Annotated in this window: 8 protein-coding genes and 2 pseudogenes; 7 read left to right on the top strand and 3 right to left on the bottom strand. The window is 69.9% G+C overall.

The window, feature by feature from the left end:
• Both ABZZ79_RS38995 and ABZZ79_RS39000 read left to right on the top strand, forming a co-directional pair.
• Window positions 1–772 (top strand): annotated as a pseudogene (locus ABZZ79_RS38995) (beta-galactosidase); the annotation flags it as partial.
• Between the two features lie 79 nt (window positions 773–851).
• Window positions 852–1,046 carry a hypothetical protein gene (locus ABZZ79_RS39000; protein WP_356697337.1) on the top strand — a complete coding sequence of 65 codons (195 nt, stop codon included), beginning with the start codon at window positions 852–854 and terminating at the stop codon, window positions 1,044–1,046.
• 82 nt (window positions 1,047–1,128) lie between these two features.
• On the opposite strand, the gene ABZZ79_RS39005 is transcribed toward ABZZ79_RS39000, so the two are convergent.
• Together ABZZ79_RS39005 and ABZZ79_RS39010 are read right to left on the bottom strand one after the other, a co-directional pair.
• Complete coding sequence (locus ABZZ79_RS39005) at window positions 1,129–3,552, bottom strand: RICIN domain-containing protein (RefSeq protein ID WP_356697339.1); 2,424 nt, start codon at window positions 3,550–3,552, stop codon at window positions 1,129–1,131.
• Between the two features lie 176 nt (window positions 3,553–3,728).
• Window positions 3,729–5,165: an RICIN domain-containing protein gene (locus ABZZ79_RS39010; protein ID WP_356697341.1), complete on the bottom strand. Its 1,437-nt coding sequence runs from the start codon at window positions 5,163–5,165 to the stop codon at window positions 3,729–3,731.
• Between the two features lie 410 nt (window positions 5,166–5,575).
• Here ABZZ79_RS39010 and ABZZ79_RS39015 point away from each other — a divergent pair, with 410 nt between their 5' ends.
• The 5 genes from ABZZ79_RS39015 (at window position 5,576) to ABZZ79_RS39035 (ending at window position 13,532) form a co-directional block, all read left to right on the top strand.
• On the top strand, window positions 5,576–6,568 hold the full coding sequence (locus ABZZ79_RS39015) for a LacI family DNA-binding transcriptional regulator (protein ID WP_356697343.1): 993 nt from the start codon (window positions 5,576–5,578) through the stop codon (window positions 6,566–6,568).
• Between the two features lie 1,722 nt (window positions 6,569–8,290).
• Window positions 8,291–9,223, top strand: coding sequence for a sugar ABC transporter permease (locus ABZZ79_RS39020; protein ID WP_356697345.1), 933 nt, complete (start codon window positions 8,291–8,293; stop codon window positions 9,221–9,223).
• The gene (locus tag ABZZ79_RS39025; protein ID WP_356697347.1) at window positions 9,220–10,221 is read left to right on the top strand and encodes a carbohydrate ABC transporter permease; all 1,002 of its coding nucleotides are present in this window, start codon (window positions 9,220–9,222) and stop codon (window positions 10,219–10,221) included. Before ABZZ79_RS39020 ends, ABZZ79_RS39025 begins: the two co-directional genes overlap by 4 nt.
• A 73-nt stretch (window positions 10,222–10,294) precedes the next feature.
• A complete protein-coding gene (locus ABZZ79_RS39030; RefSeq protein WP_356697349.1) occupies window positions 10,295–11,629 on the top strand; it encodes a sugar ABC transporter substrate-binding protein in 1,335 nt (444 codons plus the stop codon).
• A 412-nt stretch (window positions 11,630–12,041) separates the two neighbouring features.
• Window positions 12,042–13,532, top strand: coding sequence for an alkaline phosphatase family protein (locus tag ABZZ79_RS39035; RefSeq protein WP_356697351.1), 1,491 nt, complete (start codon window positions 12,042–12,044; stop codon window positions 13,530–13,532).
• A gap of 134 nt (window positions 13,533–13,666) precedes the next feature.
• Here ABZZ79_RS39035 and ABZZ79_RS39040 read toward each other — a convergent pair.
• Window positions 13,667–14,438, bottom strand: a pseudogene (locus ABZZ79_RS39040) (beta-galactosidase); the annotation flags it as partial.

The following is a 14,438-nucleotide window of genomic DNA, read 5'->3' on the forward strand; positions in this document are numbered from 1 at the left end:
CGCCGAACCCGTCCCCGCACCCGGCCCCAAGCTCTCCCACGACAGCATCCACCTCACCGACAGCGCCCAGCTGCTCGGCCACGCCGAGGCACTCGGCGAGGCCGTCGAGTCGGAGCGGCCGCTGACGATGGAACAGCTCGGCCAGGACTTCGGGTTCGTCCTCTACGAGACGACGCTCTCGCAGGCCGGACCGGCCCTGCTGGAGATCGATCAGGTCCGCGACCGCGCCCAGGTCTTCCTGGACGGCCAGCCGGTGGGCGTTTTGGAGCGGGAGAACCACGAGCACGCCCTCGCCTTCACCGTGCCCCAGGGCGGCGCACGACTGACCCTGCTGGTGGAGAACCAGGGCCGGGTGAACTACGGCGAGGGCATCCACGACCGCAAGGGCCTGCCCGGACAGGTGCTCCTGGACGGCGCCGAGCTCACCGGCTGGACCTGCCGCCCGCTGCCTCTCACGTCCCTGGCCGAGGTGCCCTTCGCGCCGACGACCGTCACCCCGACCGGGCCGGTTCTGCACCGCGGCACCTTCGAACTGGCGATCACGGCGGACACCTTCCTGCACCTCGACGGCTGGACGAAGGGCAACGCCTGGATCAACGGGTTCCCGCTGGGCCGCTACTGGTCGCGCGGCCCCCAGCGCTCCCTCTACGTCCCCGCGCCCGTCCTGCGCACCGGCACCAACGAGATCGTGGTCCTGGAGCTGCACGCGGCCCACCGTGCCCGCACCGTGTCCCTCCGGGAGACGCCCGACCTCGGCCCCACCGAGGAGTGAGCCGGGCCCGCAACGCGTAACACGGAGGCCGGGCACCGACTACATCGTCGGTGCCCGGCCCGTTTGTGTCCGGCTGCCGGTGTCAGCTCAGGGTCAGCCGCTGCGCGGTCGACCCGGAGCAGGTCTGCTGAACCGTGAACGCGCCCTCTACGGCCCCGCGCCCGTCCTGCGGACCGGCATCAACGAGATCGTGGTCCTGGAGCTGCACGCGGCCCACCGTGCCCGCACCGTGTCCCTCCGGGAGACGCCCGACCTCGGCCCCACCGAGGAGTGAGCCGGGCCCGCAACGCGTAACACGGAGGCCGGGCACCGACGACATCGTCGGTGCCCGGCCCGTTTGTGTCCGGCTGCCGGTGTCAGCTCAGGGTCAGCCGCTGCGCGGTCGACCCGGAGCAGGTCTGCTGAACCGTGAACGCGCCCTCGCCGGTGGAGGCATTCTGCACACCGAGGCACTTGCCGCTGTGCCGGGCCCGCAGCGTGACCTTGCCGTTGCCGGCGTCACGGACCGCCCACTCCTGGTTGCGGCCGCCGGTGCAGCCGTACTGGAACACCGAAGCACCGTCGGCGAGGGACTCACCGGCCACGTCCAGGCACTTGCCGCTGTTCCGGGCGACCAGGCTGACGTAGCCGAAGGTGGCCGGGCGCAGGGCCCACTGCTGGTTGGTGGCGCCGTTGCAGGCGAACTGCCCCACCGTAGCCCCGTCGGCGGTGGAGGCGCCGGTCACGCCGAGGCACTTGCTGCTGTGCTGGAAGGTGGCCTTGCGCCAGGTGTCGGGCGCGGTGGCGCGGAAGGACCACGACTGGTGGGCGCCGGTGGTCGGCCGGTAGACGCCCACGGCAGCACCGTCGGCGGTCGACTCGGCGACGACCTCCAGCAGCAGACCGCTGGCCGCGTTGACGAGGGTGGCGTGTCCGTCACCGGTGGTCGAGCGGATCCACTGCTGGGCCGTGGAGCTGCCGGGGGAGGCGAAGCCGAGAGCACCCTGGGAGACGGAGAGGGCCTTGCCGGTACGGGCGTTGGTGATGCGGTAGGCGGCGTTGCTGCCCCAGTCCGAGGCGGACAGCTTGGTGAACGTCCACTGCTGCGACGTGTCGGCCGGGTTGCTGTTGCGCTGCACCGGCAGGGTCTTGCCGCCCGAGGTGGCCGCGGTGAGGGCCAGGCCGCTGCGGTCGTTCAGCAACTGCTTGGTCCCGCCGGTGGGCGCAGAGGTGGCCGTGGTGTCGACGCCGGTGACGCCCGGCAGCACGAACGTGGTGACCGAGCCCGCGCCGACGGTGGCCCGCAGGGTGTCGCTGGCCTGGAGATCGGAGCCGCGTTCCAGGTTGTGGTCGGCGTCCGTGGTGTAACGCTCGACGGCCCCGGCGGTGGTCGCGAATCCGTCGAGGTCGAGGGTGACGTCACGTGCCGCGCCGGTGGGGTTGGTGTGCACGACCACCACGCCCCCGTTGGGACGCAGCGCGGCAAGGGTGTTGCCGTCGTCGGTCGCGATGACCCGGGAGCCGGGGCGCACGAACCGGCTGTACTGGGCCATCGCCCAGTACTTCTTGTTCTTGCGCAGCGGCTCGGTGGCCGCGTCGTCGGGCGTGAAGTCCGTCTGGATCAGGCCCCAGTTGGAGTTCTCACGACCCGGGGTCATGTTCTCGTAGTCCTCGACGGCCTGCCACAGCACCCAGGCGCTCGGCTCCAGTTCACGGATGTCGTCGTTGATGCGCCCGGCCAGGTCCAGAGCGGGGCTCATGTCGGTGAAGCTCTGCCCGACGCTGCCGCCGAGGTCCACCTCGGACATCCACACCGGGTGCCGCTCGCCCTTGGCGATGTCCCGTACGGCGGTACGCCCGCCCGTGCCGTAGGTGTGGGTGTTCAGCCGGCCCACGGCGGCCCGGACGGTGGGGCCGTAGCTCTCCCAGTTTTCGCGGAACTTACCAGGGTTGGTCTCGTCCATCGCCGCGATGGGTGTGCCGATTCCCTGGGCGTTCATCGCGGAGCGCAGGGTCGTGATCATACGGGCCTGGGAGGAGGGGTCCCAGTGCGAGCCCTCCTGGCGGCCGCCCGCGTGCCAGTAGTTGGTGTTCGGCTCGTTGATCGGCGAGACCGAGTCGAAGGTGACGCCGGTGGACTGCTCGGCGCGGCGCAGTGAGCCGGTGAGATAGGCGGCGAAGCGGTCGTACTGGTCCGAGCGGAGGTTGTCCTGGTTGCCGTCCCAGTTGCCGGAGACCAGGCCACTGTTGGTCATGAAGTAGGGGGCCGAGTTGGAGAACGCCTCGAAGGTGTCGGCGCCACGGGCCTTGGCCGCGCTGAGCCACCAGCGCTGGTTGGCGTCGGCGTCGGCCTTCCAGTGAGCGGCGTTGTTCGGGTCCCACCAGTCGGGGCTCTCCGCGCCGGGCCGGTTCCAGTAGCCGGGCACCGCGGCTCCGGCGCGCATGTAGGGCGTGGTCTCGGGGCTGTCGCCGCCGCCGATGTTGTAGCGGGCGACGGTGAAGCCGAGGCCGTCGGAGCCGTAGAGCGCGTCGGCGAGGGCGTTGCGCTGGGCGTCGGGCCAGCCTCCCGTGACATTGGCGAACCAGGCCAGCGCCGTGCCCCAGCCCTCGAACGCGGGCTGCTGGTAGCTGGGGTCGAGGCGGACGGTCAGCGCCTGCTCCGCGTCGGCCGCGGCGGCCGGGGGACTGGCGAGCATGGGCAGGGCCAGGGCGGCGGCGGTACCGGCGAGCGCGGCCGCGCGCAGGCCGCGCGGGAGGCGTCGTCGGGTGCCGGGGCGTGGGCTCCGGGACGTGTGCGACACGTCTGTCTCCTATCGGGGGGACGGGTGGTGAGGCAGGGGGGAGGGGCGTGCCCCGCCTGCCGGGCCCGTGGTGCGGGTGGGCCACGGGCAGGTGGGGCAAGTTGGCCCGCCGGAGCGCCGCCGCCGGGTCAGGGTGGACGGCGGGGCTCCGACGGTGTTCCGGGGAGGCCGGCCTGTCAGGCGGCCGTACGGCGCCACTTCTGGTTGTCGCCGCCGTTGCAGGTCCACTGCTCCAGCGCGGCACCGTCGCCCTGGGACTGGTCGGTCACGTCGAGGCACTTGCCGCTGTGCCGAGCGGCCAGCTCGACGCGGCCGGAGCTGGCCTTCACGGTCCACTGCTGGTGGGTGGAGCCGTCGCAGCGGTTCTGGACGACACGGGCCCCGTTGGCGGTGGAGGCACCGGCGACGTCGAGGCACTTGCCGCTGAACCGGCTGATGATCTGCACCCGGCCGCTGGCGACGCTCTTGAGCCAGAACTGCTGGTTGACGGTGTTCTGGCACGACCACTGGATCAGGGCGGCCCCGTCACCCGTGGCGCGGTCGGCCACGTCGGCGCACTTGCCGCTGTGCACGGCCGTCAGGGTCTCCCAGGTGCCGGTGCCCTGGATGGTGCCGGCCGCGGTGTCGATGGTGAGCTCGGGGTAGTAGTCCATCGCCATCGTGGTCGCCGTGGGGAAGCGCAGCGGCGCCCAGACGTACTGCGAGTCGTTGACCATACCGCCCATGGAGTTGCCCCAGCGGTCGCCCATGTACAGGTACGAGGTGCCGGCGGTGCCCTGGACGGTCAGGACGTAGGCGGTCTGCGAGTCGTACGTGCGGTAGTCGCCGATGTCCTTCAGGTCGCTCCAGGTGCCGGTGAGGCTGGTGGCGGTGGCGTACTTCTGCTGGTTGGGGGCCCAGCCGGTGGCGTGCGAGGTGAGCAGGAAGTAGACGCCGTTGCGCTTGAACAGGGCGGGGGCCTCGCGGTAGTCGTTGACCCACAGAGTCTGCACCAGTGCGTCGATGCCGGTGTAGTCGGCGGTCAGACGGTAGATGTGCAGGTCGGCGTTGTCGCGCGCGGCGGAGACCATGTAGCCGGTGCCGTCGGTGTCGACGAAGGTGGTGATGTCGCGGGACATGTGGTCGAGCGGGCGGAAGCTGCCCTGCCAGGTGTAGTTGCCGTCGACGGTGTCGGAGACGGCGACGGCGGCCCGTGCCTCCCAGTAGTCGGTGGCGGCCTCCTTGTGCATCCACATGACGAACTTGCCGGTGGCGGCGTTGTACATGACCTTGGGCCGCTCGATGTTCGCCGACTGCAGCTCGGGGTCCGTGGCCTGGGTCAGGACGTGGTTGCGGAACACCCAGTTCTTGAGGTCCGTTGACCGGTAGGCGGAGACGTAGCGGAAGGTGTTGTCGGCGTTGCGGTTCTCGCCGAACCAGTAGTAGTACTGGCCAACCTTCACGACGCCGCCGCCGTGGGCGTGCACGGGGTTGCCGTTGGGATCGGTGAACTGGGTGGCGTTGGTGATGGTGACGGGCGCGGCATGGGCGGTTCCCATGGCGCCGAGGAGGGAGAAGAGGAGCGCGCACAGCGCTGTGAGCACCGTGGTCGCCCGGAGGGGTGTGCGTCGCATGATCGCGTACCTCGTGGGGCTAAAGGGCAGGACCACGCCGGTGACAGGCGGGGTCGAGCCGGGGAGCACGCGGCCGATGGGGACGGCGCGTGGTGGAGGAGGGCATGCCGAAGCGGCTCTTGGCTTGCCGGCAGAGCTGATGAACGCTGTGTGTCGCCGAGAAGTCCTTGGGTATGTTCGCGTTAACACGAGCGGTTCGGGGCAGAGTCTGGGAGCGTCGGTGCGGGCTGTCAAGAAGCTGCGCAATAGCTGATCGATGTTTGACCTACGGTCATGTTTGCGCCAACATCATTGATGTACGACTGGCGGTCGTGTGTCACCACCCCAGATCAAGGAAGAAAGTCCGATAAATGGCGACAGAGAAGAAGGCACGTACGCCGCGGGCGCGGCAATCGAGGCAGTGGCCCTCGATGGCGGATGTCGCGACGATGGCGGGCGTGTCCTCGCAAACCGTCTCCCGAGTCGCCAACAACCGGGACAACGTCGACCAGGCCACCCGCGAAAAGGTGCTGGCCGCGATGCAGGTCCTGGGCTACCGGCCGAACACCGCCGCCCGTGCCCTGGTCACCGGCCGTTTCGGCGCGCTCGGCGTGGTCAGCTTCGACGTCGGCGCGCACGGCAACGCGCGCACCCTGGCCGCCGTTGCCGACGCCGCCCGCGAGGCCGACTTCTCGATCAACTTCATGGGGGTCCGGGCCCAGACGGAGGCCGCCGTCCGCAAGGCCTTCCGGCACCTGATGCTCCAGTCCGTGGACGGCATCGTCCTGGTCGAGTCCCAGATCCTGGACACTCCGTCACTGCAACTGCCACCGACCATGCCGATCGTGGTGGCCGACGGTGACACCGGCCACCGGTATCCCAACGTCGACTTCGACCAGGCGTACGGCGCCCGGAGCGCGGTGACGCACCTGCTGGGGCTGGGACACCGCACGGTCTGGCACGTGGCCGGGCCGCACGACTCCTTCGCCGCGCGCCGCCGCGCCGAGTCCTGGCACCGCACGCTCACCGCCGCCGGCGCCCCTATCCCACCAGTTTCCTACGGCGACTGGACGGCGCAGTCCGGGTACCGCATCGGCCAGGAGCTGGCCCGGCGTCCCGAGGTCACCGCCGTCTTCGCGGCGAACGACCAGATGGCACTGGGCGTGATGCTGGCCCTGCACGAGGCGGGCCGTCGCATCCCCGAGGACATCAGCGTCGTCGGCTTCGACGACGTCGCCGAGGCCGCGTACTTCCTGCCGCCGCTCACCACGGTCCGACAGAACTTCGAGGTCGTCGGCCGGCACTGTGTGACCCTGCTGCTCGACCAGATCGAGGGCCGGACGGACGGGCCTCGGAGCCTGGCCGTGGAACCCGAGCTGGTGGTCCGCGAAAGCACGGCACCACCACCTTCCGGAACCGTCTAATCTACATATTCTTCGCGCGTAGCTCTGGCTCGGGGGTGTGTCGGCAGCCTTGCGGCGACTGACGTGAGGCGCTTGAGGGCGGTGCTGCCGAGGTCCCCGTGTGCGGCGGTTCGGCCACATCCCGCCCACCGCTGGTCGCCGCCGCTTCCGGCGCGCATCGGTGCGGCGGGGACGCGCTGATACGTCTGTGCTGTCCACGGGGGAGCGCCCCGTCGGCCGGCGAGGGCGCCGCGGCTGAACGACGGGCCGAGAGCGTGACCGGCTGCTGGTGGTCGGGGCGGGCGTTGCACGGCCGGCTCGGGCGTTGTCCGGGCTCGTACGGGGGCGCCGCCCGCGGCCGTGAGCGCCGACCGTCCGGCGGACGTGTGCGCACGGCTGGCCGTCGAGGTGTCGGGGGACCTGCACCGGCCGGCCGAGGGGATCGGGCACGGCCGGGCGTGGGGCGCGGCACGGTCTCAGAGGCGCTCTCAGGGGCGCCGCCATGAGCAGACCCTGTTGCGGGCCCCGAACATGTCACCGCAGGCCCTGCACGGGCAGCTCCGCGCCCTTCCCCTCCCGGGATGTCGCACCCTGGGCGACAGGCGGCACAGAAGCAGACGGTGCGGACGCACGTCTTGGGTGTGCGGTGCGAGGTCGGGTCGGTCTGCCTGGATGGCATGTCTCGGTTGTACGGTGCGCGGTCGGTCTGCCTGGTCGGCATGTCTCGGTTGTACGGTGCGCGGACGTCTGCCTGGTCCGCATGCCTCGGGGCCTGGGCCGCAGGGGAAGCGCCGGTCGGCATGCTTCGTGCGTCGGGCGCAGGAGGTCCGCCCGGTCGGTCTGCCCAGGCCTTGTAGCTGCGCGTACGCCCGGCACATCACCCGTCGTACCTGACCGGCCCGCCCGACCTGACCCGCAGGTCGGCTCTGACCTGCTTGTTGTCCCGGTCTTCCGTCGACCAACGCCTCGCGAGAGGGCTCTGCTCGCTCCGGGGGCGAGCCTTGCCGGTCGGCCCTGACCTGGCCGTTGTCCGAGGGGTGTCTGTCGTTCGAGCCCTGGCCGTGGTCGAGCCTGGCGTCGATCTGGCGCCTGGTCCGCCCGACCTGCCTTGCCGGTCGGCCCTGACCTGGCCGTTGTCCGAGGGGTGTCTGTCTTTCAAGCCCTGGCCGTGGTCGAGCCTGGCGTCAATCTGGCTCGCGGGTCGGTTTCCGCCCGGTCGGCTCGACCTGATTTTCCGGTCGGCCCTGACCCGGCCCGTCGTCCCAGCCCGCCCGTCGTCGGAGCCCCGCTCTCGGCCCGGTCCGCCCCGTCGGCCCAGTTGTCCCTTGGCCCTGCGCACCCGTCGACCGCGCCTGCCGGCCGGCCCCCGCCCCGTCGCCGCCCCGCCCAGACCGCCGCCGCAGCAGCAGCTTCCCACTTCCGGCCCTTCCCGGATCGGGCAAGCCCGTTTACTCTCACACCGGAGGCGACACCTCCATTTGCCGTTCATGTCGGTCATGCCCGGTTCGGGCGTCCGTCGCTCTCCGTGGGCGGCCTTCATTCAGACCGCTTGGTCGCCAAAGTCCCCTTCGCTGAGCACGTCGTCGTGCTTGACGCCCCCCATCGGGAGTGCCACCATCACGCTACCGATGATTACGTAAACATCGATCTTCGGTCAGCCCTCCATCGGGCCGTTTCTTCAGCCTCCGGACGCCGGTATCCCACAGCGCGACCCGGACGGACACACGACGCTAGGACCCTTGTATGACGCTCCAGTCGACGCCCGTGACGGCGACACCACCGTCCCGCGGTCGCCCCCGGTTCCGCCTCCGCAAGGAGGCTCTGGTCGGTTGGGGCTTCGCCGGGCCGTTCGTCGCCGTCTTCGCCCTGGTCTTCCTCGCCCCGATTGGCTACGCCATCTACCTCAGCCTGTTCCAGGACCGGCTGATCGGCGGTACCTCCTTCGTCGGCCTGGACAACTACAGCGAGGCGATCACCGATCCCCGGTTCTGGGACGGTCTGGTGAGAGTAGGGCTGTTCCTGCTGATCCAGGTGCCGGTGATGCTGGGTATCGCACTGCTGGTGGCGCTCGCCATCGACAGCGGCCGGCTCTACGGCAAGGGCTTCTTCCGAGTAGTGATCTTCCTGCCGTACGCCGTCCCCGCCGTCGTCGCGAGCCTTATCTGGGGCTTCATGTACGGTACCCAGTTCGGCCTGGTCGGCAACATCAACGACTCCTTCGGGGTCTCGTTGCCCGACCCGCTCTCCCCGTCGCTGGCGCTCGCCTCCATCGGCAACATCGTGACCTGGGAGTTCGTCGGCTACAACATGCTGATCTTCTACTCGGCGCTGAAGGTCGTGCCGCGATCGCTGTACGAGGCGGCCGCCATCGACGGCGCCGGCGAGTGGCGGATCGTGACGTCGGTGAAGCTGCCCGCCATCCGCGGTGCCCTTGTGATCGCCACGATCTTCTCGATCATCGGCAGCTTCCAGCTGTTCAACGAGCCGAGCATTCTGCAGAAGCTCGCGCCGAACGCGATCACCACCGACTTCACCCCGAACTTCTACACATACTCGCTGTCCTTCTCGGGTCAGCAGCACAACTACGCGGCGACCGTGGCGATCGTGATGGGCGTCCTCACGGCGATCATCGCCTACGCGGTCCAGCTGCGCGGCATGCGGAAGGCTGAGCGATGACCTCCTCCACCCCTGACCTCACGGACGGCACCACCGTCGTGTCCTCGTCCATGGCCTCCGCCGACGCCTCCACCGCGCCCCCCGCCCACCGGCCGACGACACGGGCCACCCGCACCGGATCGCGGCGCCGCAGACGCCGCGTCCATGTGCCGCTCGATCCACGCCGCAGCGTGCCGATGACCCTGGTGGCCGGGCTGATCCTGCTCTACACCCTGCTCCCGCTGGGCTGGCTGGTGATCAACGCCACCAAGACCCAGACCGGGCTCCAGGACTCCTTCGGTCTGTGGTTCGCCGACGACTTCAACCTGTGGGACAACGTCAGCCGTACCCTCACCTACGACGACGGCGTGTTCCTGCGCTGGCTGCTCAACACGCTGCTGTACGTCGTCGTCGGCGCCGGCGGCTCGACGGCCCTCGCCGTGCTCGGCGGCTACGCGCTGGCGAAGTTCAACTTCCCGGGCCGCCGCGCGGTCTTCGCGGTGGTCATCGGCGCCGTGGCGGTTCCGGGCACCGCCCTTGCGGTACCCACCTTCCTCATGTTCAGCTCTATGGGCCTGACCAACACCCCGTGGGCTGTGATCATCCCGTCCCTGATCTCGCCCTTCGGGCTGTATCTGATGTGGGTGTTCGCGGCGGAGGCGGTTCCCAACGAACTGCTGGAGGCGGCCCGCATCGACGGCTCCGGCGAGGTGCGCACCTTCTTCCGGATCGTCATGCCGCTGCTGATGCCCGGCACGGTCACCGTCCTGCTCTTCTCGGTGGTCGCGACCTGGAACAACTACTTCCTTCCGCTGATCATGCTGAAGGATCCCGACTGGTACCCGCTGACCCTCGGCCTGAACGCGTGGAACGCCCAGGCGCAGACCGCGGGCGGTGAGGCGGTCTTCGACCTGATCATCACCGGTTCGCTGCTCACCATCGTGCCGATCGTGGTGGCGTTCCTGCTGCTCCAGCGGTACTGGCAGTCCGGCCTCGCCGCGGGCAGCGTCAAGGAATGACCGCGCCCCTCAGTTCCCCCACCCCCTCCCCCCTCGCCCGTCCTACCCGCACATCCGACCAGGAGCACAGCCCATGACAACGCACATCACCCGCAGACTGCTCGGCGCGCTCGCCGTCGTATCCGCCCTGTCCCTCGGCGCCACGGCCTGTGGGTCTTCGTCGGACGGTGAATCCGCCGCCGACCCTGGCGATGTGAAGTCCGCACTGGCCGAGGGCGGAAAGGTCACCGTGTGGGCGTGGGAGCCCACGCTGAAGAAGGCGGCCGAGGACTTCGAGAAGAAGTACCCGAAGGTCGATGTGGAACTGGTCAACGCGGGCACCGGTGACAAGCAGTACACCGCTCTGCAGAACGCCATCCAGGCCGGCTCCGGAGTCCCGGACGTCGCGCAGGTCGAGTACTACGCGCTCGGCCAGTTCTCCATCGCCGACTCCGTGGAGGACCTCTCCGGTTTCGGGGCGCAGAAGTTCGACAAGACCTTCACCCCCGGCCCGTGGAACGCCGTGACCACGGACAAGTCCGTCTACGCGCTGCCCATGGACTCCGGTCCGATGGCGCTGTTCTACAACAAGAAGGTCTTCGACAAGCACGGCATCGCGGTGCCGACGACGTGGGACGAGTACGTCGTGGCGGCGCGCAAGCTGCACAAGGCGGACCCGAAGCTCTACATCACCAACGACATGGGTGACGCGGGCGCCACCACGAGCCTCATCTGGCAGGCCGGCGGCCGCCCGTACAAGACCGAGGGCACGAACGTCACGATCGACTTCAGTGACGCCAAGTCCCAGAAGTACGCCACCACTTGGCAGAAGCTGCTCGACGAGAAGCTGGTGGCGCCGATCAGCTCCTGGAGCGACGCCTGGTACAAGGGCCTGTCGGACGGCTCGATCGCCACGCTCTCCATCGGCGCGTGGATGCCCGCCAACTTCACCTCGGGTGTTCCCGCGGCCTCCGGTGACTGGCGTGTCGCCCCGCTCCCGCAGTGGACCAAGGGTGACACCGCGAGCGCGGAGAACGGCGGCAGCTCGCTGGCGATGCCGAAGGCGGGCAAGAACAAGGAACTGGCCTACGCCTTCATGGAGTACGCGACCACCGGCGCCGGTGCGAGCGGCCGCGTCGCCGAGGGTGCCTTCCCCGCCACCCGCGCGGACCTGGAGTCGGACAAGTTCCTCCAGACCGAGTTCCCGTACTTCGGCGGCCAGAAGGCCAACGAGGTCTTCGCCGAGTCCGCGCGCAACGTCGGGCCCGACTGGTCCTACCTGCCCTACCAGGTCTACGCCAACTCCGTCTTCAACGACACCGTCGGCAAGGCCTACGTCTCCTCCACGCCGCTCGTCGACGGCCTGAAGAAGTGGCAGGACGTCAGCGTGAAGTACGGCCAGGACCAGGGCTTCACCGTCAACAAGTAACCAGCTCCGCGGGCCGGGGACGATCACCGCACTCGTCGTCCCCGGCCTTTCCACACGCGCTGTCCGGCCGGTGATGCCCGTCGGCCGCCCTACGGGCGGACCACGGGCAGGTGCCGGACAGCCACGCCCGCTCGTCCACCCCAGGACGCGCGCCCGGCTAGACCAGGCCCCGGACGGAACTCCCGTCCGGGGCTTCGGCGTTGGGTCACCTGCGGGGAACGGTGACCGTCAATGGACCGATTTACCCGGCATCCTATCACGAATAGATAACGGGTCTGGACCAAAAGTCCTCATCCTGTTCATCTCCGTGGAGCTCTGGGGAAAGCTGTTCGGCGGCAGAGGGTCGGAAGCTCAGGCGTACCGGCCAACTCACGCCATGGCCGGATCACTTCCCCTCCCCAAGGAGCCTCCGTTGCACCTGCCCCGCTCGCTGAGCACCGCCCTCGCCGTCACCGCGGTGGCCGCGGCCCTGCCCCTGGCCGCCGTCGTGGACGTCGCCGCCGCCGCTGAACCCGTCAAGCGGCCCAAGTCCCTGGTGATCGGCATCGACGGCGCCACCTTCGCCAAGTTCGGCAAGGCGAAGATGCCCAACATCGACGCGCTGATAGCGAACGGCATGACGGCGACCAGCAACCTGTACGCCGCCCCGATGGCCCCCACGTCCTCGGGCCCGGGATGGTCCTCGATCGCGACCGGTGTGTGGCCCGACAAGCACCACGTCGTGGACAACTCCTTCAACGGCGCCGACTTCGCCCAGTACCCCGACTACATGAGCCGCGCCGAGGCCGCCCAGCCCGCGCTGAACACCCTGGTCGTCGGCACCTGGGGCCCGATCACGTCCAACGTCTTCGGTGCGGCCACCGACACCCGGATCGCCGGCGCCAACGACGCCGACACCACCGCGCAGGCCGTCGCCAGACTGTCCACCACCGACGCGGACGCCACCTTCGTCCACCTCGACGAGGTGGACGGGGCAGGTCACTACTACGGCGCCGCCGCGCCCAAGTACCTCGACGCCCTGCGCACCGCCGACAGCCAGGTCGGACAGCTCGTACGCGCCGTCACCTCCCGGCCGGGCTACGCCTCGGAGGACTGGCAGATCATCGTCACCGCCGACCACGGGCACACCGACGGCGGCGGCCACGGCGGCAACACCCCGCAGGAGCGGCAGACCTTCGTCATCGCCAAGGGCACCGGCTTCGCACCGCGCTCCGTCCGCAACGACGTCAAGATCAGCGACATCGCCCCCACGGTTCTGTCGCACGTCGGCATCACCCCGAACCCGGCCTGGCAGCTCGACGGCAAGCCGATCAGCACCCTGACGCCCGACGCCTTCGACAGCCTGCGCCCCGCCCTGCGCACCCGCGTGGACGAGGCCGGCCTGCCGTCCACCCTCAAGGGCTGGACGAACACCGCGCCGAGCGGCTGGACCGTGGACAACTCGGCCATGCCCACCGGCGGTGTCACCGAGTGGCGCGGCTGGTCCTTCGCCACGGACGAGTTCTGGACCAACACCGACCTCGCACAGGGCCGGGAGACCAACGTCCGCGCCCGTGATGTGTTCGCCGTGGCCGACTCCGACGAATGGGACGACGCCGCCCACGGCACGGGACAGTTCGACTCCACCCTCATCAGCCCCTCGTTCCCGGTGACGGGCGGCACCGTGGCGACCGTGTCGTACGCGACGAACTACAGGGTCGACGGCCCGCAGACGGGAGACGTCCTCATCTCCTTCAACGGCGGCGCGCCGCAGCCGCTGAAGGCCTACCGCGCCGATGTCAACACGGTCGAGAAGCTGGCTGTCGCCGTTCCGGCCGGAGTCACCTCCGTACGGCTGCACTTCCGCTACACCGGCACCAACAGCTCCTTCTGGACGGTCGACCAGGTCGGCGTGACCGGCTGACCGCATGGTGACGGCGTGTGCCGACCGGCGCGCGCCTGATTGGCCGGCGGGTGCCGTACCCACAGGTGCGGCGCCCGCCGGACGCGGCCGGTGGCGGGTGGTCCGCGGAGACCACCGGCCACCGGCCGCCGTTTCTACTCCTCGGTGGGGCCGAGGTCGGGGGTCTCCCGGAGGGAGACGGTGCGGGCGCGGTGGGCCGCGTGCAGCTCCAGGACCACGATCTCGTTGGTGCCGGTGCGCAGGACGGGCGCGGGGACGTAGAGGGAGCGCTGGGGGCCGCGTGACCAGTAGCGGCCCAGCGGGAAGCCGTTGATCCAGGCGTTGCCCTTGGTCCAGCCGTCGAGGTGCAGGAACGTGTCGGCGGTCTCGGTGAGCTCGAAGGTGCCGCGGTGGAAGGCCGGTCCGACCGGCGTCCTCGTGGTCTCGGTGAACGGGACGGCGTCGAGCGACGTCAGGCACAGGGATCGGTTGACCCAGCCCATGACCTCCACTCCGTCCAGCAGGACCCGGCCGGTGAGGCCCTTGCGGTCGTGGATGCCCTCGCCGTAGTTCACCCGGCCCTGGTTCTCCACGAGGATGGAGAGAGCGCTGCCGGAGCGCGGGACCGTGAACGCGATGGCGTGTTCGTGGTTCTCCCGCTCCAGGACGCCCACGGGCAGGCCGTCGACGAAGATCTGGGCGCGGTCGTGGACCTGCTCCAGTTCGAGCAGGACGGGGCCCTTCAGCGGCAGCGTGGTCTCGTAGAGGACGAAGCCGAAGTCCTGCTCCAGCTCCTCCATGGTCAACGGCCGCCGTGACGCCACGGCCGGGGCGAGTGCCTCGGCGTGGCCGAGCAGCTGGGCGCTGTCGGTGAGGTGGATGCTGTCGTGGGAGAGCTTGGGGCCGGGTGCGGGGACGGGTTCGGCG

The sequence above is a fragment of the Streptomyces sp. NPDC006458 genome (genome assembly GCF_040612135.1).
GTDB lineage: Bacteria > Actinomycetota > Actinomycetes > Streptomycetales > Streptomycetaceae > Streptomyces.